The following is a 22,684-nucleotide window of genomic DNA, read 5'->3' on the forward strand; positions in this document are numbered from 1 at the left end:
CCGCGGTAGCGGCGCACCATTTTGCAACGCAAAATGGAACAGCGCTTGCGCTGGCCCGCAAGGGTGAACCCGTCAGGGTTCATAGTTTAGCCATTAGCCAGAGGTCAAGGAGAGGCGGCGTTGAGCCTCTCCTTGTCGTGCGTGCGATGATGCGGCAAAAGAATAACCGATGTTATCAAGCACGAAACCTTCCACAGTTCCGACATAAATCACCGATAACAACCTCCGGTGTCATTAACCTATAGTCATCAGGCTGGCGTTGCCGCCTGCGGCAGCGGTGTTGATACTGAGCGAGCGCTCGATCAGCAACCGTTCCAGCACAATGTCCGTTTCTCCACGGGACAACCCCTGCACACCAACAATCGCCCCATCGCGTTGCGCTAACTGCTCGCTAAACTGACGCAACTGGTCGGCATCTCCGTGGAAAATCACCGCGTCAAACCGGCTACCGTCCGTTATGCCATCACGGCAAAATGCCAGCCGTGCCTGTACCGGTTCAGGCAGGTGTCGATACAGCGCCTGTCGCTCCGGCGTTTCACGCCATAACGCCCGGCTGCCCACCGCCAGCACCGCCGCTAATTGCGCCAGCGCGTCATCGTCATTATCCGCCACACACAGCACCTGCTCTCGCGGCAACAACGTATAGGTATTACGCTCGCCGGTCGGGCCGGGTAACACCCGAATGGTGCCACTCTGTGTCAGCCCGGCATAACGCTGGCAGCAGGACACCAGCGCGTTACGCTGCGTTTGCCGCGCCCAGGTTTCGAGCGCCTGTAATCCAACCAGCAGTGCCTGACGTGCGGTGAAATCGGCCGGGCGCTCGTTGTCCTGATGGGTAAACACCTGTGTCGCGGCATCATCCGGGCGATGCGACAGCAACCGGTGCAGATAAAGCGGCCCACCCGCTTTAGGTCCGGTACCGGATAATCCCTCGCCGCCAAACGGCTGTACACCCACCACCGCACCAACCATATTGCGGTTCACATACAGATTGCCCACCTTCGCCAGCCCCGTCACCCGCGCGATGGTTTCATCGATACGGGTATGCAGACCCAGCGTGAGGCCGTAACCGGCCGCGTTGATGTGCCGAATCAGTGTCTCCAGTTGATGACGGGAATAGCGCACAACATGCAGCACCGGCCCGAACACTTCCTGTTGCAACTCCTCCACACTGTCCAGCTCAATCAGCGTCGGGGCAATGAAATGCCCGTGTCCCCATTCCGCCTCATCCCGGCTATTCGGCCGGGCAGCCTGAAACACTGGTCGCCCTTTGGCCCTCATCGTATGAATATGGTGACCAATCCGCTGCTTCGCATCGCCATCGATCAGTGGCCCGACATCGGTGGAAAACCGCTCCGGATTCCCCATTCGGTACTCCGCCATCGCCCCGCGTAGCATCGTCAGCGTTTTCTCCGCCACGTCTTCCTGCACACACAGCAGTCGCAACGCCGAACAACGTTGACCGGCGCTATCAAAGGCCGATGTCATCACATCCGCAACCACCTGTTCGGTCAGCGCCGACGAATCAACAATCATCGCGTTGATACCGCCGGTTTCAGCGATGAGCGGCGTGGTACGCCCTTGCGGGTCGAGCCGTCCGGCCAGCACACGTTGCAACTGAGTAGCGACAGCAGTAGAACCGGTAAACATGACCCCGCGCACCCGCTCGTCGCGCACCAGTGCGGCCCCCACTGTTTCGCCATTCCCCGGCAACAATTGCAGCGCCCCGACCGGCACCCCAGCCTCATGCAGTATCTGCACCGCCTGTGCCGCAATCAGCGGTGTCTGCTCCGCCGGTTTAGCCAGTACGCTGTTACCCGCCGCCAGCGCCGCTGCCACCTGTCCGGTAAAAATAGCGAGCGGAAAATTCCACGGGCTGATGCACACCACCGGCCCCAGTGGGCGGTAATCATGATTGTTGAATGTCTCACGCACCAATGCGGCGTAATAACGCAAGAAATCCACGGCTTCGCGGACTTCCGCCACCGCATTCGCCAGCGTTTTGCCTGCCTCCCGTACCAGCAATCCCAGCAGCTGTTGTTGCTGGTTTTCCAGCAGGTCGGCCGCCCGCGACAAGATAGCCGCTCGTTCGGTGGCGGGCGTAGCGAACCAGATATCGCCGGCGCTGGCCGCCTGTTCCAGCGCCAGCATGACCTCCTGGGGCTGCGCCTCACGCACGTAGCCCACCACATCACGCGGTTCAGCCGGGTTAACGACCGCTCTGGCCTCACCGCCGACATCGCCGTCGACAGCCAACACCGGCTGCGCCTGCCAGGGTCTGGCAGCACTGCTTAACAGCGCGCTGGATAGCGACGCCAGCCGATGCTCGCTGGATAAATCCAGCCCGCTGGCATTACGTCGCCCATTACCATATAGCGCACGCGGCAACGGAATACGCGGATGCGGCAGCCCAACCTGCCCATCCCGCACCGCCAGAACTTCCGCTTCCCTGACCGGGTCAGCTACCAGTGTTTCCAGTGCCACTGACGGGTCGGCAATCCGGTTAACAAACGAGGTATTGGCACCATTTTCCAGCAAACGGCGCACCAGATAGGCCAGCAGGGTTTCATGGGTGCCAACCGGGGCGTAAATCCGACATGGGCGATTCAGTTTTCCGTCCGCCACCTTACCCACCACCTGCTCATACAACGGTTCTCCCATGCCGTGCAAGCACTGGAATTCATATTGGCCGGGGTAGTAATTGTTGCCTGCCAGATGGTAGATGGCGCTGAGCGTATGGGCGTTGTGGGTGGCAAACTGCGGGTAAATCAGGTTCGGCACCGCCAACAGACGACGGGCACACGCCAGATAGGAGATATCGGTGTACAGCTTGCGGGTATAGACCGGGTAGCCTTCCAGCCCATCCACCTGAGCGCGCTTGACTTCGCTATCCCAGTAAGCGCCTTTCACCAGCCGCACCATCAGTCGTCGCTGGCTACGACGCGCCAGGTCGATAATCGCATCAATCACAAAGGGACAGCGCTTCTGGTAAGCCTGAATCACGAAACCGATGCCGTTCCACCCCGCCAGTTGAGGTTCAAAACACAACCGTTCGAGCAGGTCGAGAGACAGTTCCAGCCTGTCCGCTTCTTCGGCATCAATGTTAATGCCGATATCGTAGTGCCGGGCCAACAGCGTTAACGACAGCAGGCGCGGGTACAACTCGTCCATCACGCGCTCGTACTGTGCCCGGCTATAGCGCGGGTGCAACGCCGAAAGTTTGATGGAAATCCCCGGCCCTTCGTAAATACCACGCCCGCAGGCGGCTTTACCAATGGCGTGAATAGCCTGCTGATAGGATGCCTGATACGCCGTGGCGTCATCACCGGTCATCGCCGCTTCGCCCAGCATGTCATAGGAATAGCGGAAACCTCGCGCCTCCAGCTTGCGGGCATTCGCCAGCGCTTCGGCGATGGTTTCCCCGGTGACGAACTGCTCGCCCATCAACCGCATCGCCATGTCCACGCCTTTACGCACCAGCGGCTCACCACTTTTGGCGATGATACGGTTCAACGCACCGGAGAGATGAGATTCATTGTGGGTCGATACCAGTTTGCCGGTCACCAGTAGCCCCCAGGCCGCGGCATTGACGAACAGCGAGGTACTACGCCCAACGTGTGACTGCCAGTTACCGGTACTGATTTTGTCGCGAATCAGTGCGTCCCGAGTCGGTTTATCCGGAATACGCAACAGCGCCTCCGCCAGACACATCAACGCCACGCCTTCCTGCGATGACAGCGAAAATTCCTGCAACAGGCTCTGTACCATACCCGCCCGGCCGCCGCTGTTTTTCTGCTGGCGTAACGTCGCCGCCAGACGGGCCGCCAGCGTGCTGGCAGCGTGCGACAGCGCCTCTGGCATACGCGCTTGTTCCAGCAACATCGGTATCATCTCTGTTTCCGGCCGACGGTACGCCGCCGTGATCGCGGAACGTAGTACCGACTGCGGCAACACCTGCTCGGCGAAGTCCAAAAACGGCTGGTGGGTTTCTTCTTGTGGCGATTGCGGCATAATCTCTGCCGCCTCACTCGGGTCTTGCCCGACCGGCTGAGGAATTTCAGGCGTGTCGGCACCACTTTCAAGGCGTTCGAGATAGCTGAAAATGGCCTGTTTAATCAGCCAGTGCGGCGTGCGATCAATGCGCTGCGCCGCGGCTTTAAGACGCTCACGCGTGGCCTCATCGAGCTTGACGCCCATAGTCGTGGTGCCCATATCCGCTCCTGTTGTGCGCCCTCAATACATCGAGTTGCAGAACAAAACGCGCGCGTTGGCCCCAAAGGCGAGGAAGAAAGCCAACGTACCTGCAACCGAACGTATGACGGGTATAAGAAAGTGATGTTGGAAAGCAAAGCTACTATCCGGCATGTTGCAACTTTGTGCAACCTTGTTAATAAACTACGCTTTTCACCCTATTGCCGCCCATTCTTCTGAATGATCGCAGGCTGTATTGGGAATGCCAGCCACGTTGGCATGTCGCTTTAGCCAGCCATCAGTTGAAAGGTGCAACCTGTAGCAACTATTATCGCGAATCCGTTCCGGCAAGCCGGACAGTGCCCGACCTACCGGAGCGCAGGACTGACGGTTCGCATCACAATGGAGAAACTAATGACGACGATGAGCACACCATTGCTGGTGACCTTTCTGGTGTACATCTTCGGGATGGTGTTGATCGGCCTGATGGCCTATCGCGCCACCCACAATTTTGGCGACTATATTCTGGGTGGACGTCGTATGGGGAGTGTGGTCACGGCGTTATCTGCCGGGGCCTCCGACATGAGCGGCTGGCTGCTGATGGGGTTGCCGGGGGCCGTCTTTTTGTCAGGTATCTCGGAAAGCTGGATAGCGATTGGCCTGACCATCGGTGCTTACCTGAACTGGACCTGGGTCGCCGGACGCCTGCGGGTACATACCGAGGTTAACCATAACGCGCTGACGCTGCCGGATTACTTCAGCCACCGCTTTGAAGATAAAAGCAAACTGCTGCGGGTCATTTCCGCGCTGGTGATCCTGGTGTTTTTCACCATTTATTGCGCTTCCGGCATTGTGGCAGGTGCCCGTCTGTTCGAAAGTACCTTCGGCATGAGCTACGACACCGCGTTGTGGGCCGGTGCGGCGGCGACCATTGCCTATACCTTTATCGGCGGCTATCTGGCCGTTAGCTGGACTGACACCGTGCAGGCCAGCCTGATGATTTTCGCGCTGATCCTGACGCCGGTAATCGTCATTCTGTCGGTTGGCGGTATCTCCCCCTCACTGGCGGTCATTGAAAGCAAAAACCCGGCGAATCTGGACATGTTCAAGGGGTTGAACACCGTCGCGATTCTGTCGTTGCTGGGGTGGGGGCTGGGGTATTTCGGCCAGCCACATATTCTGGCGCGCTTTATGGCCGCCGATTCACACCACACTATCCGCAATGCCCGTCGTATCAGTATGACCTGGATGGTGCTCTGTCTGGCCGGTGCCGTCACCGTCGGGTTCTTCGGTATTGCCTACTTCACGGGTAACCCTGATCAGGCGGGCAACGTTGCTCAAAACGGTGAGCGCGTCTTCATCGAACTGGCGCGTCTGCTGTTTAACCCGTGGATTGCTGGCATATTGCTGTCCGCGATTCTGGCGGCGGTGATGAGTACGCTCAGTTGCCAGTTGCTGGTGTGCTCCAGCTCCATCACCGAAGATTTGTACAAGCCGTTTTTGCGTAAAAACGCCAGTCAGAGAGAATTGGTGTGGGTCGGTCGTGCCATGGTGCTGCTGGTCTCGGTCATCGCGATTGCACTGGCGGTGAACCCGGAAAACCGCGTGCTGGGGTTGGTCAGCTACGCCTGGGCCGGTTTCGGCGCGGCCTTCGGTCCTGTCATTCTGATTTCCCTGCTGTGGCCGCGCATGACTCGCAATGGTGCGCTGGCAGGCATGCTGGTCGGTGCCGTGACCGTGATCGTCTGGAAACAGTACGGCTGGCTGAATCTGTATGAAATCATCCCCGGTTTTCTGCTGTCCAGTGCGGCGATTATGGTTGTGAGCCTGCTGGGCAGGGCACCTTCTTCTGTCGTCACCGAGCGCTTCCAAAAGGCCGAACAGGTATTTAAGTCTGCACCGGCGGACGCCTGACCTTAAGATAACGATACGGCCCAGCGCATCGGGCCGTATTACGGGTGGGTCACGGTAATGCGGGTTTTTAGTGTGTCATAGCCGTCATGAAGACGAACACGGTTATCCAACCGGTACACATCGCCAGTCAGGTTAATCACCAGTACACCATCCTGCATACGGATATCGGCGTCACGGCTATTGGTCTTCAGGACCTCTTTGGCCTCCCCACCATTCACGCTGACGGTATACCGATAGACATCCCCTGCCATGGCACCACCGCTCCCCAGCTCCAGCAAATTCACCGTCACGTTGTTTTCAAGCCGGTATTGCCGTATCAACGTGTAATCGTCGCCTGCCCCATAGAGAAAGGCCACCAGCATCACGGCCACGCCGACCACAGCAATACCGACTCCCCTTGAGGATAAAGAGAACGTCTTCGCCATTTTTATGTCCTGCATCGCTCATCCCTGCCCTACGTTGTGAATTGAGTGCAAAAAAAAAACGGGGCGCAATCTGCGCCCCGCTCTCAGGAGGAAAGGTCCCGATGACCTTAGCCAGCGACCGCAATACGTTTCATATCGGTCATGTAGCCACGCAGTTTCTTACCCACAACCTCGATCGGGTGGTGGCGGATAGCTTCGTTCACGTCACGCAGTTGCGCGTTGTCCACGCTGGTCGCTGCGACCGGTTTGCCCAGATCGCCCGGCTGCAGGCTGTCCATGAATGCGCCTTTCAGCAACGGCACCGCCGCATTAGCAAACAGGTAGTTACCGTACTCAGCGGTATCGGAAATCACCACGTTCATTTCATACAGACGCTTACGGGCGATGGTGTTGGCAATCAACGGCAGTTCGTGCAGTGATTCGTAGTAAGCAGATTCTTCGATGATACCCGAGCTGACCATGGTTTCGAATGCCAGTTCTACACCCGCTTTTACCATCGCGATCATCAACACGCCGTTGTCGAAGTATTCCTGCTCTGCGATTTTACCTTCAAACTGCGGTGCGTTTTCAAACGCCGTTTTACCGGTTTCTTCACGCCAGGTCAGCAGTTTCACATCGTCGTTAGCCCAGTCAGCCATCATGCCGCTGGAGAATGCGCCGGAGATGATGTCGTCCATGTGTTTCTGGAACAACGGCGCCATAATGCCTTTCAACTGCTCAGACAGCGCGAACGCACGCAGCTTGGCCGGGTTGGACAGACGATCCATCATCAGGGTAATACCGCCCTGCTTCAGCGCTTCGGTGATGGTTTCCCAACCGAACTGGATCAGTTTTTCCGCGTAAGCCGGGTCAACGCCGTCAGCAACCAGCTTGTCGAAGCTCAGCAGAGAACCCGCCTGCAACATGCCGCACAGAATCGTCTGCTCGCCCATCAGGTCAGATTTAACTTCCGCTACGAAAGACGACTCCAGCACGCCCGCACGGTGACCGCCGGTCGCAGCCGCCCACGCCTTGGCGATCGCCATGCCTTCGCCTTTCGGGTCATTTTCCGGGTGAACGGCGATAAGCGTCGGCACACCGAAACCACGTTTGTACTCTTCGCGTACTTCGGTACCCGGGCACTTCGGTGCCACCATCACCACGGTCAGGTCTTTACGAACCTGCTCGCCCACTTCAACGATGTTGAAACCGTGGGAATAACCCAGCGCAGCACCTTGTTTCATCAACGGCTGTACCGCTTGTACCACAGCAGAATGCTGTTTGTCCGGCGTCAGGTTAACCACCAGGTCCGCCTGCGGGATCAGTTCTTCATAGGTGCCGACTTTAAAGCCGTTTTCGGTCGCTTTGCGCCATGAAGCACGTTTTTCAGCGATGGCTTCAGCACGCAGTGCATAGGCGATATCCAGACCGGAATCGCGCATGTTCAACCCTTGGTTCAGCCCCTGCGCGCCACACCCCACGATGACCACTTTCTTGCCTTTCAGGTAGCTGGCTTCATCCGCGAATTCGTCACGGCCCATGAAACGGCATTTGCCTAATTGCGCCAGCTGCTGACGCAGGTTCAGTGTATTGAAGTAATTGGCCATGAGGCGTGCTCCATTTGATATTGTGTTTGCTTTATGTGCGGGACAGCGATAACTACCGCCATCAGAATGTCATTATCATATGACAGGAAATACATTGCTTAAATTGATATATTAACAACGTCATATTGCAAGATTTGCAACACTAAAACGAGACACAGCGCGCATGGACTTACGGGACCTGAAACTCTTTTTGCACCTGGTGGAAAGCCGCCACTTCGGCCGCACCGCCAAGGCGATGCATATCAGCCCCTCCACGCTGTCGCGCCAGATTCAGCGACTGGAAGAGGACATTGGTCAGGCGCTGTTTCTGCGCGATAACCGCACCGTGCGCCTGACCGATGCCGGTGAACACCTGAAAACCTTCGCCCAGCAAACCCTGTTGCAATACCAGCAACTGCGCCTGATTTTACAACAGCAAGGCCAGTCGCTCAGCGGTGAGCTACGGCTGTTTTGCTCCGTCACCGCTGCGTATAGCCACTTGCCGCCAATCCTCGACCGTTTCCGGGCCAGGCACCCATTGGTGGAAATCAAACTGACCACGGGGGATGCCGCTGACGCGCTGGATAAAGTGCACTCCAACGAAGCGGACCTCGGTATTGCCGGCCGGCCAGAAACGCTGCCAGCCAGTGTGGATTTCATGCCCATCGGCAAGGTGCCGCTGGTATTGATCATTCCAGCGTTACCGTGCCCGGTGCAAACACAGGCGTTGCAGCCACACCCGGACTGGTCGCAAATCCCGTTTATCCTGCCAGAGCACGGCCCGGTGAGGAAAAGAATCGATGTCTGGTTCCGTCGTCAACACATTACCAATCCACCTATTTATGCGACCGTCTCCGGCCATGAAGCGATGGTGTCGATGGTGGCTCTAGGCTGTGGTATCGCCTTGATCCCTGATGTGGTACTTGAAAACAGCCCGGAACCGGTGCGTAATCGGGTATCCGTATTAGAAGCACAAGCGATGGAACCATTCGAACTGGGTGTCTGCGTACAGAGAACACATCTTGGCACCCCGTTGATTGCCGCATTTTGGGAAACCTTACAGGAAAAATAATGAAACGATTGCTCGCTACATGGCTGCTGCCTCTGGCTGTGGGGTGCGTTGCGCTGCCGTCGCTGGCCGCCAGCTTTCCCTGCCAACAGGCCAGTTCGGCGCAGGAGAAGTTGATTTGCCAGACGCCTGCGCTCAGTCAGTTGGACGACGAACTGGCGAAAGAGTGGCAGAAATCGCGCGCATTTCTCACCGGTAACGCGGAGCGTGTCGCACAGGATAAAATCCTGACGCAGTTCCAGCGCAGTTGGCTGTCCAGCCGGAATACCTGTCGGGATGAAGAGTGCCTGCGTCAGAGCTACCAACAGCAACTTAGTCGCCTGCGCTACCTCAACGACGTCACGCTGCACACCCTGCCGGACCCGATCGCCCGGCCGCGCCACAACAGCTGCTTTGAAGGCGACTACAGCTACGAGTATTACCTGCAACTCCCGGCGCAGGAGTACGACGAGCTGAGCGATTACTTCAAAGAGATGTATGACCAGAAAGCGCCATACCATCTGGTCAACGTCACGCTGAATACCGAAGACGGTGATATTACCGGCAATGGCTCGGTGGCCTTTCGCTATGCAACCAAACTCGATGACATCACGCTCAGCGCCCGCCAGATGACCGATACTCAGGCCATAGGCCAGACGGAAAGCAGCTTCGGCGGACAGAAAAAACTGCTGTTGACCTGCGTGGATAACCGGCAGTTGCAAATCACCGTGTTTGACGCCGCCGGTGAAAGCTACCTGTTTGATTATTTGATGGGCCGGGGGAAATAACCCTCAGCGGCTAAACCACTTCTCATCCAAAAAGGCGGGGCTGACCTTTTCAGGCTCCGCCGCTTTCTTCATCGCCTCAATTTTCATCAGGTAATGGTACAGCGGCTCCAGCCGGGTAAAGCCTTTCGCCAGCAGCGGCACCAGTTCACCACTAAACAACGGTTCCTGATCCTGGCGAGTGGTCATCACCGCAAACGATTTACGATTGTACCAGTGTGCCAGTTCTGCGGGCTGTTCCTTAACCAACGGTCGTTTATAACTCTCCCCCACCAGCTCAAACTCGCGCCCCAGACACGCCGCCACCTCCAGAAAACCCTGCGGATTATCACGCAGCGTTTGCCGAAACAGCTCCATCGTGGTGCGGCTGGCGCTGTAATACCCCAGTCCGTAACTCCAGTCGGTCGGTGTTAGCTCGAAAAAATAGACCGGCGCATCCGTCCAATCTTTATGGGTGCGTTTAAAGGTGAACCACATCTTGTCACGATAGCGCGATTTATCATGGGAAAAGCGGGTGTCGCGATGAATGCGGGATAACGTTTTGCCTACCGCCGGTTTGGTTTCGAAATGATCGTCAATCTGCAACATAGGGATCGACAGCGAGTCTACCAGCGCGCGAAACAGCGTCAGCAACTGATCGTTATACTCCTGCCTGTGTTCTTCAAACCATTCTTTGCTGTCCTGCTGGCGTACCTGCTGCAAAAACGTCAGCGTCTGCGGTGAGAAGCCGTTGAATCCCGTAGCCATGATGTGATGTCCCTGACAGATAGAGGGTCAAGCCTACCGCAACAGGTCATAAAATAAAATGCGCCCGGCGGCATAACACCGTCGGGCGCATGACATCAGGCTAACCGGTGTTAACCTTGCAGGAAGAAACGAAACGCCGGGTTCTGCGTTTCATCATGGCACTCATACCCCAGTGCCTGCAGATGTTGTTCGAATGCCGGGTCGTGTTCCGTGCGTTCAAACGCTGCCAGCACCCGACCAAAATCGGTGCCGTGGCTGCGGTAATGGAACAGCGAGATATTCCAGTGCGTACCCAGCGTATTGAGGAACTTCAGCAACGCCCCTGGTGACTCCGGGAATTCGAAGCTGTACAACCGCTCCTTCAAGGGTTTGGATGGCCTGCCACCGACCATATAACGCACATGCAGCTTCGCCATCTCGTCGTCAGACAGATCCACCACCTGATACCCACCCGCCTGCAATTCCGTCAGAATTTCATGACGTTCCGCATTGCCGCGCGTCAGCCGTACACCGACAAAAATACAGGCGTTGTCGGCATCCGCGTAACGGTAGTTGAACTCGGTGACAGAGCGCCCGCCAAGCAACTGACAGAACTTCAGGAAGCTGCCTTTCTGTTCCGGAATCGTCACCGCCATCAACGCTTCACGCTGTTCACCCAGCTCACAACGCTCGGAAACGTAACGCAACCCGTGAAAGTTGACGTTAGCGCCGGACAGAATGTGCGCCAGCCGTTCGCCCTGGATGTTGTGCTGCTGGATGTATTTTTTCATCCCGGCCAGCGCCAGCGCTCCAGACGGCTCGGCAATCGCCCGCACATCCTCGAACAAGTCTTTGACCGCCGCGCAGATGGCGTCGCTGTCGACGGTAATTACATCGTCCAGATACTCCCGGCACAAGCGGAAGGTTTCGTTACCGATGCGTTTTACCGCCACCCCTTCGGCGAACAGCCCGACACGCGGCAAATCCACCGGCTGACCGGCATCCAACGCCGCCCGCAGGCAGGCGGAATCTTCTGCTTCAACGCCGATGACCTGGATCTGCGGCATCAACTGTTTGATCAATACCGCCACCCCTGCCGCCAGACCACCACCACCGACCGGCACGAAAACGCGATCGAGATGGGCATCCTGCTGCAACAGCTCCATCGCCAGCGTTCCCTGCCCGGCAATCACCGCCGGGTGGTCAAACGGCGGCACAAAGGTCATGTGCTGCTGTTGCGACAGTTCAATGGCTTTGGCTTTGGCCTCATCAAAGTTGGCACCATGCAATAACACCTCGCCGCCAAAATCGCGCACCGCATCGACTTTGATGTCCGCGGTGGCGACCGGCATTACGATCAATGCCCGAATACCGAGGCGACTGGCGGACAGCGCCACACCTTGCGCATGGTTACCGGCCGACGCCGTCACCACACCGTGCGACTTCTGCTCGTCAGTCAGACCTGCCATCATGGCGTACGCACCGCGCAGCTTGAAGCTATGCACCGGCTGGCGATCCTCGCGCTTGACCAGAATGACATTACCCAGCCGCGAGGAGAGTTTATCCATCCGTTCCAGCGGCGTAACTTGCGCCACTTCGTACACCGGTGCACGCAATACCGCGCGCAGATACTCTGCTCCGCCGGGCTCGGCAGGTAGAGGGAGTGATACTGCCATGGCGTTTAGCCCCCCAGCTTGCTTTTGTCCCGCACCGCGCCTTTATCCGCACTGGTCGCCAGGCTGGCGTAAGCGCGCAGCGCAAAGGAAACCTGCCGGTCACGGTTTTTCGGCGTCCAGGCAGCATCACCACGAGCCAATTCCTGCTCACGACGGCGGGCCAGTTCGTCATCGCTGACTTCCAGCGCGATACCGCGTTTGGGAATATCGATAGCAATCATGTCACCATCCTGCACCAGACCGATAGTGCCGCCACTGGCCGCTTCCGGCGACGCGTGGCCGATCGACAAACCGGAAGTACCGCCGGAGAAGCGGCCATCGGTGATCAACGCACAGGCCTTACCCAGCCCCATTGATTTCAGGAAGCTGGTCGGATAGAGCATTTCCTGCATGCCAGGACCGCCTTTCGGACCTTCGTAGCGAATCACCACCACGTCGCCTGCCTGAACCTGACCACCCAGAATCGCTTCCACGGCATCATCCTGGCTTTCATATACCTTGGCCGGGCCGCGGAATACCAAGCTGCCTTCGTCTACACCAGCCGTTTTCACGATACAGCCGTCTTGCGCCAGATTGCCGTACAACACCGCCAGGCCACCATCCTGACTGTACGCATGTTCGCGAGAACGAATACAGCCCTCTTGACGGTCGGTATCCAGCGAATCCCAACGGCAATCCTGCGAGAACGCCTGCGTGGTACGAATGCCAGCCGGACCGGCGGCAAACATCTTTTTCACCGCCTCATCCTGCGTGAGCATCACGTCATAGGCAGACAGGGTTTCCGGCAGGGTCAGACCCAATACGTTCTTCACGTTTTTATTCAGCAACCCGGCGCGATCCAGCTCGCCCAGAATACCAATCACGCCGCCAGCGCGGTGCACATCTTCCATGTGGTATTTCTGGGTGCTCGGTGCCACCTTGCACAGCTGCGGCACCTTGCGCGACAGGCGGTCGATGTCGTCCATGGTGAAATCCACTTCGCCTTCCTGCGCTGCCGCCAACAGGTGCAGTACCGTATTGGTAGAACCGCCCATCGCGATATCCAGCGTCATGGCGTTTTCAAACGCCGCTTTAGAGGCAATGCTACGCGGCAGCACGCTGGCGTCATCCTGCTCGTAATACTGTTTCGCCAGACCAACGATGCGCTTACCAGCATTGATAAACAGATCTTTGCGATCGGCATGAGTGGCCAGCAGTGAGCCGTTACCCGGCTGGGACAGCCCCAGCGCTTCGGTCAGGCAGTTCATCGAGTTGGCGGTGAACATACCGGAACAGGAGCCACAGGTTGGGCACGCGGAACGTTCAATCTGAGCACTGTCTTCATCGCTGACTTTCGGGTTCGCCCCTTGAATCATGGCATCGATCAGATCCAGCTTGATGATTTTGTCAGACAGTTTGGTTTTCCCGGCTTCCATCGGGCCGCCGGAAACGAAAATCACCGGAATGTTCAGGCGCAGCGACGCCATCAGCATCCCTGGGGTGATTTTGTCGCAGTTAGAGATACAGACCATGGCATCCGCACAGTGCGCGTTAACCATGTACTCCACCGAGTCAGCGATTAACTCGCGGGACGGCAGAGAATAGAGCATACCGCCATGCCCCATCGCGATACCGTCATCGACCGCGATGGTGTTGAATTCTTTGGCAACGCCACCGGCCGCTTCAATTTGCTCGGCGACCAGTTTGCCCAGATCACGCAAATGAACGTGTCCGGGGACGAATTGGGTGAACGAGTTCACTACCGCGATGATAGGCTTGCCGAAATCGGCATCGGTCATCCCTGTCGCGCGCCACAGGGCTCTCGCTCCAGCCATGTTACGACCATGCGTGGTGGTGGCTGAACGGTACTTAGGCATACTCTGATTACTCCAGTTTAAGCGGATAGCCGGTGGCATACGGCCACCGGAAAAAAGTCAGTCATTGTTCGATTAACGGTTTACCGGATCCAACCAGCCCCATTTGTCCTGGGTCTCGCCGGTAAACAGGCCAAAAAACGCCTGTTGCAGTTGTTTGGTGACAGGGCCGCACTTACCAATACCGACCTGGATACCGTCCACGCTGCGAACCGGGGTGATTTCCGCCGCGGTGCCGGACATAAAGACTTCATCGGCCAGATACAGCGACTCACGGGACAATACCTGCTCGCGGACTTCAAACCCTTTGTCCTTCGCCAGCTTGATAATGGCATCGCGGGTAATACCCGGCAGCGCCGCAGAGGTGAACGGCGGGGTGAAAATCACACCGTCTTTCACTTCAAACAGGTTTTCACCGGCACCTTCAGACACGTAGCCATTCACATCCAGCGCGATCCCTTCCTGATAGCCATGCCGACGCGCCTCGCTGCCCACCAACAGGGAAGACAGGTAATTACCACCCGCTTTGGCAGCGGTCGGAATGGTATTGGCCGCGACACGGTTCCAGGACGACACCATCGCGTCGATACCCTGATCCAACGCTTCTTCACCCAGATACGCACCCCATGGGAACGCAGCAATAATCACATCGGTATTGTAGCCTGCTGGCGGATTGACCCCCATGCCCACATCGCCAACAAACACCAACGGACGAATATAAGCGCTGGTCAGGTTATTACGACGCAGTGTTTCACGGCAGGCTTCCATCAGCTCATCAATGCTGCAGGAGAGCGGCATACGATAAATTTTGGCGGAGTCATGCAAACGCTGCATGTGTTCGCGGTGACGAAACACCACCGGACCTTTATGGGAATTGTAGCAACGCACCCCTTCAAACACTGACGTACCGTAGTGCAAAGCGTGGGACATCACGTGAACTTTGGCATCCGCCCAGGGAACCATCTCGCCATTGAACCAGATATAGTCTGCTTTCTTCGTCATTATTGCTTTCCTTACCAATGCCATCAGGCACGTATTTGTTGTGATGTGAGCGGCTGGATCTCCACACAGGCGATGTCCAGCAGTTTGCTTAATTGGGTTGACAATAAATCCACTGACCGGTGGCTGGCAACGGTCATGTCTATCTGCACGTGATCGTCATTGTGCCCCTGCGTCATGTTCATGGCGCACACCTGGAAACCACGGTGACGGGTCACACGTAATACGCGCTCCAGAACTTCCGGGCGATAGCGAGCCTGAATGGAAAGCTGATGATGTGTCATGGGAAAGTCTCCTGCCATTATTCTGTCTTATCCAACATGGTTTCATTACCGGCACCAGGCGGCACCAGTGGCCAGACATTCTCATTCTCGTCGATGGAAACATGCAGCAGGTAAGGGCCTTCGCTGTTGAGCAGCGCATCCAGGGCAGAGTCAATCTGGTCTTTACGGGTGATATGCTGGCCGGGAATGCCGAAAGCGCTGGCCAGTATCAGAAAATCGGGGTTATCGGAGAGGTTGGTTTCGCTGTAACGCTCGTCAAAAAACAGTTGTTGCCATTGTCGAACCATTCCCAGCCGCTGATTATCCAGCAAGACTATCTTCAACGGCAGGCGTTTTCGTTTGATGGTGCCGAGCTCCTGCACATTCATCATGAAAGAGCCGTCACCGGAAATACAGATAACGGTATTGTCAGGACGTGCCACCTGCGCGCCCACCGCTGCTGGCACCCCAAATCCCATCGTGCCAAGTCCACTTGAGGTGATGAAATTTTCCGGTCGGCTGAAGTGCATATGCTGCGCGGCCCACATTTGATGCTGACCAACATCGGTGGTCACCACTGTTTCAGCCGGCATGCGATCCGCCAGCGTACGCAGTAATGCCGGCGCATAGATAGCCTCGCCAGGATGGTCATAACGCCAGGTATATTCGGCTTTCATCATCGCGGCATGCTGACGCCACTCAGCAATATTCAGCGGCTGCTGCAATGCGGGCAACAGTTGGTTCAGATCACCACGCAGCGCCACGTGCGCTTGTCGCAGCTTGTTCAGTTCAGCCGGGTCGATATCCATGTGGATAACACTGGCATGCGGTGCAAACGCGCTCAGCTTACCGGTCACGCGATCATCAAAGCGGGCACCAACCGCGATCAGCAAATCGCATTCCTGCACCAGCAGGTTAGCCGCTTGCGTACCGTGCATACCGATCATACCAAGATAATAGGGGTAGTCTTTCTCTACTGCCCCCAACCCTTTGAGGGTCACCACTGCTGGAACCTGAGTGGTCTCAATAAAGGTGCGCAATGCCGGAACCGCCTGCGCCATTCCCACACCGCCGCCCACATACAGCACCGGTTTTTTCGCCTGCGCCAGCATCGCTCGCGCCTCTGTCACCTGCTGGATGGAAAACGGCATCACGTCATCCACCGGCATAAAACAGGGCGAAAAATCACCCTGCGCCAGTTGGATATCCTTGGGAATATCAATCAGCACTGGCCCGGGACGCCCGCTACGGGCGACAGCAAAAGCTTCTGCCATGATTTCCGGTAATGACTCGATAGAATCAACCAGAAAGCTATGCTTGGTGCAGGCCAGCGACAGACCGAGCACATCGATTTCCTGAAAAGCGTCCGTTCCGATCAGCGCCGAGCCAACCTGACCGGTAATGGCCACAATAGGGACCGAATCCAGTAGTGCGTCCGCCAGACCCGTGATCAGGTTGGTCGCGCCGGGACCTGATGTCGCGATACACACCCCAACGTTACCAGTGGAGCGGGCATAACCAATCGCGGCCATCGCAGCCCCTTGTTCATGGCGACAGAGCAGGTGTTCCACGCCGCCATCATACAATGCATCGTAGACCGGCATGATCGCGCCACCAGGATAACCGAAAACAGTCTCCACTCCCTGCGCCCGCAACGCTTGTACCACCCACTGCGCACCATTCATAGTTATTTCCCCGACTCTGTCTGAGGAAAACAGGATTTTATGCTACTCGGCATGTTCTGCTCCCTTATTGCCATTATCGGCCCATAAAAAAACCCCCGACCTTTCGGTGCGGGGGTTTTCTTGAATTCGGCCTTGATTTTTAAGCCATTCTTCGTCCAAGTGCTGCCCCGCACGGTGGGATAATAATCACCACCACGCTAATCACGACTAGGCTAATCACTAGGTTGAAGGCTTTCATTTCAGGTTGTTCATTAATCTACTGTCGAACGAATACCTACAGAGTTATCACAGCAAGCCATACCGTGACAACTCTTTTTTCCATTCACTGTGGGCGACAATCGCGCCCTGCATCACAAAACGGCTTATTATTCATACGTTAACCTGCGTCGTGCCCACGCTGTGTTTTTTTGCTGACCAACTGTTATCCGCGAACGCCGCCAGCACCGCAATCACAATCGCGACCACTCCCGCCACGCTCGCCATCGCCAGCCCATAATTATGGTTATGTGATTCGGCAATGCTCGCCTGTAGCGTGGCATTGACTGACGCGATCAGGTTACCGAGCTGGTAGACAAACCCGGGGAGTACCGCCCGTGTGTTACTCGGCACCAACTCGTTCAGGAAAGTTGGGATTACCCCCCAGGCCCCCTGCACCATAAACTGTATTAAAAATGCCCCCAGCCCCAACATCCAGGGGCCATGCGAAAATGCCCACAGCGGGATAACCGGCAACGCCAGCAATGCTGCGGTCATAATCGCCTTTTTCCGACCGATACGCTCCGATAACGTCCCAAAAAAGATGCCGCCGATAATCGAAGCAATATTGTAGCTAATGGCGATCATACTGACGGTTTTCGCATCAAAACCGTGCTGGATTTTCAAAAATGACGGGTACAGGTCCTGTGTGCCATGGCTGAAAAAATTGAACGACGCCATTAATACCACCAGATAGACGCAGAGCTTCCAGTGTGTTTTCAACACCGGCAGCAACGCGGTGCTTTCCTTACGCACCCTTGCAGCCCGCCATACCGGTGATTCTTCCACACAGAAATAGATAAACGGCAACAACAGGATAGGAAGTGCGCCAATGATAAACATGCCACGCCAGCCAACATGGTCAAACAACAGCCCGTAAACGACCGCAGCCAGTAAATAACCAAAAGGGTATCCCGCCTGGAAAATACCGGACATCAGCCCACGCGAACGGTCTGGAATGGTCTCCATCGCCAGTGACGATGCTACCCCCCAAATCCCCCCCCATCGCCACGCCATACAGCACTCTCAACAGCAGAAATACGGTGATATTCGGTGCCGAGGCGGACAACAGCTCAAACAGGGAGAACATCACGATGTTCAGCATTAAAATTGGCTTGCGACCAAATTTTTCCGCCAGCCGCCCCAGTAACAATGCGCCGATAGGCCGAACAGCCAGCGTTAACAGAATAGCCAGCGTCACCTGCTCGATGTTGACCGAAAAAGCGTGAGCCAGTTCGCTAAGCAGAAAAACCAGAATGAAGAAATCAAATGCATCCAGCGCCCAGCTCAAAAAGCTGGCAATCGCGGCATTACGCTGCAGAGGAGTCCAACCAAACATAATTTTATCCTGTCCTGTAGTAGAGACACTCGCATGTCCCAGCAGGCTGAACGGCAGATGATGCCGCAGTCGATGAGGCGATGTAAAAATCGCAGGCAATAATTTAAATAATTGTTAAATACGCCCATCGCGACCATTGGGCAATGCTATAAGCAGTATAAATCTGTTGCGAACCCAGCCACCTTGTAACCCTTTATTAACAACATCCGGAAGCACGCACACAATTTCATGAATTCCGCCTGAGAAAGCAGATTGTTTTCTGACGATGACTCGCATCGTGGCGACATCAACCGTGTGCTAACACGCTCAGACAGGCATGATGCCCACGCCACAGGGAGGAGTAAGTCATGACATTGGCAGTGACCTATACGCGAGCAACCATCGGTATGCAGGCACCGGAAGTCTCAATCGAAGTACATATCAGCAACGGTTTGCCGGCACTCACGCTGGTCGGTTTACCGGAAACAACGGTCAAAGAAGCACGAGACCGGGTACGCAGCGCGCTAATCAACAGCGGTTTTACCTTTCCAGCCAAACGGATCACCGTCAATCTGGCTCCAGCGGATCTGCCGAAAGAAGGGGGACGTTATGACCTTCCTATTGCGCTGGCCATTCTGGCAGCCTCTGAGCAAATTGCTGGCGAGAAACTTACGCAATATGAGTTCCTCGGCGAACTTGGGCTATCGGGCAGCCTGAGGGGCGTTCATGGCGCTATTCCTGCAGCCATGGAGGCGCAAAAGGCAGGGAGGGGATTAATCCTGCCGGAAGACAACAAACTGGAAATGACCCTGATTCCCCACGGGGATACATTACTGGCCAATCACCTGCTGCAAGTTTGTGCTTTTCTGCAAGGGGAAACCGTCTTGCTGCGTGGCAGCGAGATCCCTCACAGCATATCCACCCACTCCTCAGCACCAGACCTGAAAGAAATCATTGGCCAGGAACAAGCGAAACGTGCATTGGAAATCGCGGCAGCAGGCGGACACAATTTGCTATTACTCGGCCCACCGGGAACCGGCAAAACAATGCTGGCCAGCCGCCTGCCCGGTTTACTGCCCGAGCTTAATGACGATGAAGCACTGGAAAGTGCAGCCATCAATAGCCTGATAGATATTCAGCCGGGTCTGTTGCAATGGCGCAAAAGGCCATTCCGCTCGCCTCACCATACCGCATCCATTACGGCGCTGGTTGGCGGAGGGGTGTTACCTAAGCCAGGTGAGATTTCACTGGCACATAATGGCGTACTGTTTCTGGATGAGTTGCCGGAATTTGAACGGCGAGTACTGGATTCACTGCGAGAACCATTAGAATCCGGTAAGATAGTGATTTCTCGTACTCGCGCCAAGGTGTGTTATCCCGCACGCTTTCAGTTAGTCGCCGCCATGAATCCCAGCCCGTCAGGGCACTACCAAGGCATCCATAACCGTATGCCAGCACAACAAATTCTGCGCTATCTCAACAGGCTCTCCGGCCCTTTTCTCGATCGTTTTGATTTATCTATTGAGGTGCCCTTGCTACCACCAGGGATTCTCCGACAGCAGACACGTATCGGGGAAGACAGCGCTACTGTGAGGGCTCGGGTATTTGACGCCAGAAAACGGCAACTGGATCGCGTTGGCAGAATCAACGCACAAATGAAATCGGATGATATCGCCAGTTACTGCCGACTAAACCATGAAGACGCCACCTATCTGGAAGAGGTGATGAGCAAGTTAGGATTATCAGTCAGGGCCTGGCATCGGATCCTAAAAGTTTCACGTACGATTGCGGACCTGGGGGGAGAAGAGCAGATACGTCGCGCTCACTTATCTGAAGCACTCAGTTATCGCTGTATGGACCGTCTGTTGATTCAACTACACAAGAGCCTGGCATGAGCCTGTTCTTGCTTTCACCGGCAACCAGCAGAGATGAAAATGGGGCCAGAGCCCCATTCAGATTAATCATCGCTTTCCGTGTATTCTTCCACCGTGTCCATTTGCGGTTTACCGCCAGACAGCGTATGGAAGCGTTTAGGACGACGAATACGACTGATATACTTCGCCCAGATTTTTTCCAGTTCGGTCTGTGCAGCACGTTCACCACGGCATACTGCGACAAACTGGGTTTCTTCTTCCGTCACCGGATGACGTTTGCCCGAATCAAGTTCGTTAAATGCATGTCCATAGCGTTCCAGCAGTTGAGCTTCCTTAATCGTAAAGTCACCATGCCGGGAAAAACCACGTGGATAGAATTTGTTATCAAAAAAACGACTAGTTGTTGAGAAGCTTTCCGCCATCTTACACGCTCCTAATTCTCATATGGTCGTGCCGTTTATGGCGCGGAGTATTAGATAGGCTTGACTTCCTGTAAAACAAAACATTTAAATCATGACGACAAAATTTTTTGGAGAAAAGCATGGATACCGACTTACTGAAAACCTTTCTGGAAGTCAGCCGGACAAGACACTTCGGTCGGGCAGCTGAATCTTTGTATCTGACACAGTCAGCAGTGAGTTTCCGTATCAGGCAACTGGAAAATCAACTCGGTGCTAATTTGTTCACTCGGCACCGTAACAATATTCGCCTGACACCCGCGGGTGAGCGCTTGCTGCCTTATGCGGAAAACCTGATCGGTACCTGGCAAATCGCTAAAAAGGAAGTCGCTCGCTCTCAGCAACATAGTCAGCTGTCCATCGGCGCGACTGCATCGCTTTGGGAAGCCTTCCTGACGCCCTGGTTAAATGAGCTCTACCAGCAGCGTCCATTGCTACAACTGGAGGCCAGAATTGCACTGCGACAAACGCTAATTAAGCAACTCCATGAACGTCAGCTAGATTTACTGATAACCACCGAATCGCCGAAGATGGACGAGCTTTCCTGCCAGTTATTAGGTAACTTTTCCTTGTCGTTATTTGCTTCAGCCAACAATACACCCACCGAGGAGCGCCCCTATATCAGGCTGGAATGGGGGGCGGATTTCCATCAATATGAAACCCCTTGGCTACCTGGCGATCAGGTGCCGTCACTCACCACATCCTCCGCACATCTGACGCGCCAGTTAATGTCAGCCATTGGCGGGTGCGCATTTTTACCGAGCGAATGGTCCCTGAGTTATCCCGAGCTTCTCGTGATTCCTGAAGCGAATACAATAGTGCGGCCTTGCTACGCTGTCTGGCTTGAAAATGGCGACCAGCAGGAACTGATTAAACAGTTACTGAAAACCCCACTGAACATAGCTTGTTAAAGCAGTATCTGGCGCATGATGCGATCTACCTGAAAGTCCCTGTGGCTTTCGGATGATCGGCTGCTTCGGAATATGAATAATCACCTCACCATGTTGTTATTCGTCACAGACATATGGTCGGTGAGGAATCTGCTGCTATATCCCTTTATATCCCTTCCCTTCTGCCGTTCTGTTCCCACACAAACCTCGGCGCTAGCAGCCTTGTGGAATTACTTAAAGACCAGTCCTGGTTCAATAAATCCAAAGAGCGGTGAGGATGTTCTTATCAACGGAAAAAGTATGGCATGGAAAAATCAGAGATCGACGGACGAAAAAAAACCCTTCACGTTAACGTGAAGGGCTATTTTTGGTTTGGCAGGGGCGGAGAGGCTCGAACTCCCAACACCCGGTTTTGGAGACCGGTGCTCTACCAATTGAACTACGCCCCTAAATAGGGTGGCGGTGCGGACGGGACTCGAACCCGCGACCCCCGGCGTGACAGGCCGGTATTCTAACCGACTGAACTACCGCACCACCGATTTTGTATGTTATCAGAGGAGTCAATCCGATAACCGGTGTCTTGTTTACACCACAATTTGATGCCTGGCAGTTCCCTACTCTCGCATGGGGAGACCCCACACTACCATCGGCGCTACGGCGTTTCACTTCTGAGTTCGGCATGGGGTCAGGTGGGACCACCGCGCTCTCGCCGCCAGGCAAATTCTTTTGACGTCTTTCAACGCCCTAATCCTTCATGTC

General features: G+C 55.6%; 16 protein-coding genes, 2 tRNA genes, 1 rRNA gene and 1 pseudogene. 5 read left to right on the top strand and 15 right to left on the bottom strand.

The window, feature by feature from the left end:
* Window positions 1-234 precede the first annotated feature (234 nt).
* Window positions 235-4,212, bottom strand: a complete 3,978-nt coding sequence (gene putA, locus DZE2538_RS18450; RefSeq protein WP_038916950.1) for a trifunctional transcriptional regulator/proline dehydrogenase/L-glutamate gamma-semialdehyde dehydrogenase — start codon at window positions 4,210-4,212, stop codon at window positions 235-237.
* 393 nt (window positions 4,213-4,605) lie between these two features.
* Between putA and putP the strand changes: the two genes are divergently transcribed.
* Window positions 4,606-6,105 carry a sodium/proline symporter PutP gene (gene putP, locus DZE2538_RS18455; protein ID WP_038916951.1) on the top strand — a complete coding sequence of 500 codons (1,500 nt, stop codon included), beginning with the start codon at window positions 4,606-4,608 and terminating at the stop codon, window positions 6,103-6,105.
* 38 nt (window positions 6,106-6,143) lie between these two features.
* Here the strand turns inward: putP and DZE2538_RS18460 are convergent, their stop codons facing one another.
* A complete protein-coding gene (locus DZE2538_RS18460) occupies window positions 6,144-6,530 on the bottom strand; it encodes a hypothetical protein (RefSeq protein ID WP_236616978.1) in 387 nt (128 codons plus the stop codon).
* 107 nt (window positions 6,531-6,637) lie between these two features.
* Window positions 6,638-8,116 (bottom strand): ketol-acid reductoisomerase, encoded by a 1,479-nt coding sequence (gene ilvC / locus DZE2538_RS18465; RefSeq protein WP_019845877.1) that lies wholly within the window; start codon window positions 8,114-8,116, stop codon window positions 6,638-6,640.
* Window positions 8,117-8,279: 163 nt separating this feature from the next.
* On the opposite strand from ilvC, the gene ilvY reads away from it, so the two are divergent.
* Both ilvY and DZE2538_RS18475 read left to right on the top strand, forming a co-directional pair.
* Window positions 8,280-9,167, top strand: a complete 888-nt coding sequence (gene ilvY / locus DZE2538_RS18470; protein WP_038916952.1) for an HTH-type transcriptional activator IlvY — start codon at window positions 8,280-8,282, stop codon at window positions 9,165-9,167.
* On the top strand, window positions 9,167-9,931 hold the full coding sequence (locus DZE2538_RS18475; RefSeq protein ID WP_050568711.1) for a lysozyme inhibitor LprI family protein: 765 nt from the start codon (window positions 9,167-9,169) through the stop codon (window positions 9,929-9,931). The genes ilvY and DZE2538_RS18475 overlap by 1 nt, the downstream gene beginning before the upstream one ends.
* Before the next feature lie 3 nt (window positions 9,932-9,934).
* On the opposite strand, the gene DZE2538_RS18480 is transcribed toward DZE2538_RS18475, so the two are convergent.
* The 8 genes and pseudogenes from DZE2538_RS18480 to DZE2538_RS18510 all read right to left on the bottom strand — a co-directional run bounded on the left by DZE2538_RS18480 (window position 9,935) and on the right by DZE2538_RS18510 (window position 18,724).
* Entirely contained in the window at window positions 9,935-10,675 is a 741-nt protein-coding gene (locus DZE2538_RS18480) for a DUF2461 domain-containing protein (RefSeq protein ID WP_038916953.1), read from the bottom strand.
* A gap of 110 nt (window positions 10,676-10,785) precedes the next feature.
* Complete coding sequence (gene ilvA, locus DZE2538_RS18485; protein ID WP_012886514.1) at window positions 10,786-12,330, bottom strand: threonine ammonia-lyase, biosynthetic; 1,545 nt, start codon at window positions 12,328-12,330, stop codon at window positions 10,786-10,788.
* Between the two features lie 5 nt (window positions 12,331-12,335).
* Window positions 12,336-14,186 carry a dihydroxy-acid dehydratase gene (gene ilvD / locus DZE2538_RS18490; RefSeq protein ID WP_019845881.1) on the bottom strand — a complete coding sequence of 617 codons (1,851 nt, stop codon included), beginning with the start codon at window positions 14,184-14,186 and terminating at the stop codon, window positions 12,336-12,338.
* A 72-nt stretch (window positions 14,187-14,258) separates the two neighbouring features.
* Window positions 14,259-15,185, bottom strand: a complete 927-nt coding sequence (ilvE, locus tag DZE2538_RS18495) for a branched-chain-amino-acid transaminase (protein WP_038916954.1) — start codon at window positions 15,183-15,185, stop codon at window positions 14,259-14,261.
* A 23-nt stretch (window positions 15,186-15,208) separates the two neighbouring features.
* Window positions 15,209-15,466: an acetolactate synthase 2 small subunit gene (gene ilvM / locus DZE2538_RS18500; protein ID WP_012886517.1), complete on the bottom strand. Its 258-nt coding sequence runs from the start codon at window positions 15,464-15,466 to the stop codon at window positions 15,209-15,211.
* A gap of 17 nt (window positions 15,467-15,483) precedes the next feature.
* A complete protein-coding gene (gene ilvG, locus DZE2538_RS18505) occupies window positions 15,484-17,130 on the bottom strand; it encodes an acetolactate synthase 2 catalytic subunit (RefSeq protein ID WP_019845882.1) in 1,647 nt (548 codons plus the stop codon).
* A gap of 139 nt (window positions 17,131-17,269) precedes the next feature.
* A complete protein-coding gene (ilvL, locus tag DZE2538_RS20550; RefSeq protein WP_071526243.1) occupies window positions 17,270-17,368 on the bottom strand; it encodes an ilv operon leader peptide in 99 nt (32 codons plus the stop codon).
* Window positions 17,369-17,499: 131 nt separating this feature from the next.
* Window positions 17,500-18,724: pseudogene (locus DZE2538_RS18510) on the bottom strand (MFS transporter).
* A gap of 347 nt (window positions 18,725-19,071) precedes the next feature.
* Between DZE2538_RS18510 and DZE2538_RS18515 the strand changes: the two are divergent.
* On the top strand, window positions 19,072-20,598 hold the full coding sequence (locus DZE2538_RS18515) for a YifB family Mg chelatase-like AAA ATPase (RefSeq protein WP_038916955.1): 1,527 nt from the start codon (window positions 19,072-19,074) through the stop codon (window positions 20,596-20,598).
* Between the two features lie 62 nt (window positions 20,599-20,660).
* On the opposite strand, the gene DZE2538_RS18520 is transcribed toward DZE2538_RS18515, so the two are convergent.
* Window positions 20,661-20,999: a MaoP family protein gene (locus DZE2538_RS18520; protein ID WP_016943919.1), complete on the bottom strand. Its 339-nt coding sequence runs from the start codon at window positions 20,997-20,999 to the stop codon at window positions 20,661-20,663.
* A gap of 119 nt (window positions 21,000-21,118) precedes the next feature.
* Here DZE2538_RS18520 and hdfR point away from each other — a divergent pair, with 119 nt between their 5' ends.
* Entirely contained in the window at window positions 21,119-21,946 is an 828-nt protein-coding gene (gene hdfR, locus DZE2538_RS18525) for an HTH-type transcriptional regulator HdfR (protein WP_038916956.1), read from the top strand.
* A gap of 352 nt (window positions 21,947-22,298) precedes the next feature.
* Here hdfR and DZE2538_RS18530 read toward each other — a convergent pair.
* From DZE2538_RS18530 to rrf, 3 genes are all read right to left on the bottom strand, one after another.
* Window positions 22,299-22,374 (bottom strand) — tRNA-Trp (locus DZE2538_RS18530).
* A gap of 8 nt (window positions 22,375-22,382) precedes the next feature.
* Window positions 22,383-22,459, bottom strand: a tRNA-Asp gene (locus tag DZE2538_RS18535).
* Window positions 22,460-22,526: 67 nt separating this feature from the next.
* Window positions 22,527-22,642: ribosomal RNA gene (rrf, locus tag DZE2538_RS18540) — 5S ribosomal RNA — on the bottom strand.
* Between the last annotated feature and the right edge of the window lie 42 nt (window positions 22,643-22,684).

Origin of the sequence: Dickeya zeae NCPPB 2538 (assembly GCF_000406165.1) — a bacterium.
In the GTDB taxonomy this organism is placed as follows: Bacteria; Pseudomonadota; Gammaproteobacteria; order Enterobacterales; family Enterobacteriaceae; genus Dickeya; species Dickeya zeae.

What these genes read in the sequence shown, in the direction of transcription:
- DZE2538_RS18520 (WP_016943919.1), bottom strand. Translation starts at nt 20,999, where the DNA reads ATGGCGGAAAGCTTCTCAACAACTAGTCGTTTTTTTGATAACAAATTC.
- hdfR (WP_038916956.1), top strand. Translation starts at nt 21,119, where the DNA reads ATGGATACCGACTTACTGAAAACCTTTCTGGAAGTCAGCCGGACAAGA.
- ilvD (WP_019845881.1), bottom strand. Translation starts at nt 14,186, where the DNA reads ATGCCTAAGTACCGTTCAGCCACCACCACGCATGGTCGTAACATGGCT.
- ilvE (WP_038916954.1), bottom strand. Translation starts at nt 15,185, where the DNA reads ATGACGAAGAAAGCAGACTATATCTGGTTCAATGGCGAGATGGTTCCC.
- ilvA (WP_012886514.1), bottom strand. Translation starts at nt 12,330, where the DNA reads ATGGCAGTATCACTCCCTCTACCTGCCGAGCCCGGCGGAGCAGAGTAT.
- ilvC (WP_019845877.1), bottom strand. Translation starts at nt 8,116, where the DNA reads ATGGCCAATTACTTCAATACACTGAACCTGCGTCAGCAGCTGGCGCAA.
- ilvL (WP_071526243.1), bottom strand. Translation starts at nt 17,368, where the DNA reads ATGAAAGCCTTCAACCTAGTGATTAGCCTAGTCGTGATTAGCGTGGTG.
- DZE2538_RS18515 (WP_038916955.1), top strand. Translation starts at nt 19,072, where the DNA reads ATGACATTGGCAGTGACCTATACGCGAGCAACCATCGGTATGCAGGCA.
- DZE2538_RS18475 (WP_050568711.1), top strand. Translation starts at nt 9,167, where the DNA reads ATGAAACGATTGCTCGCTACATGGCTGCTGCCTCTGGCTGTGGGGTGC.
- putA (WP_038916950.1), bottom strand. Translation starts at nt 4,212, where the DNA reads ATGGGCACCACGACTATGGGCGTCAAGCTCGATGAGGCCACGCGTGAG.
- ilvY (WP_038916952.1), top strand. Translation starts at nt 8,280, where the DNA reads ATGGACTTACGGGACCTGAAACTCTTTTTGCACCTGGTGGAAAGCCGC.
- DZE2538_RS18480 (WP_038916953.1), bottom strand. Translation starts at nt 10,675, where the DNA reads ATGGCTACGGGATTCAACGGCTTCTCACCGCAGACGCTGACGTTTTTG.
- DZE2538_RS18460 (WP_236616978.1), bottom strand. Translation starts at nt 6,530, where the DNA reads ATGGCGAAGACGTTCTCTTTATCCTCAAGGGGAGTCGGTATTGCTGTG.
- ilvG (WP_019845882.1), bottom strand. Translation starts at nt 17,130, where the DNA reads ATGAATGGTGCGCAGTGGGTGGTACAAGCGTTGCGGGCGCAGGGAGTG.
- ilvM (WP_012886517.1), bottom strand. Translation starts at nt 15,466, where the DNA reads ATGACACATCATCAGCTTTCCATTCAGGCTCGCTATCGCCCGGAAGTT.
- putP (WP_038916951.1), top strand. Translation starts at nt 4,606, where the DNA reads ATGACGACGATGAGCACACCATTGCTGGTGACCTTTCTGGTGTACATC.